The organism is Bartonella capreoli (genome assembly GCF_902813205.1).
Lineage (GTDB): Bacteria > Pseudomonadota > Alphaproteobacteria > Rhizobiales > Rhizobiaceae > Bartonella > Bartonella schoenbuchensis.
Map to the genome: position 1 here is coordinate 1 of NZ_CADDZX010000432.1, position 233 is coordinate 233.

The following is a 233-nucleotide window of genomic DNA, read 5'->3' on the forward strand; positions in this document are numbered from 1 at the left end:
AACTGCTGATGATGTGTACCACAAACGGCCACTCTCTAAACGAATGATATAACCACGGCTCATTAAAGATTCTAATATGTTTCGAAACGTCCACACTGAACAGCTGCACAAACTTGATAAATGAGAAGCATCATTAAAAATAGGTGCGCGCTCATGAAGCATGAGCAAGACCAGTGTTGTATAAACAGCTGTTTCTTTTGGCTTCAAAAGCATAAGCTCAATTAAAAATTGAC

1 protein-coding gene is annotated in these 233 nt (G+C 38.6%); it reads right to left on the minus strand.

Annotated elements, in window-relative coordinates:
* A partial coding sequence (locus J7R05_RS09135) for a hypothetical protein (protein WP_246468298.1) occupies nt 1-233 on the minus strand: 233 nt, incomplete at both ends.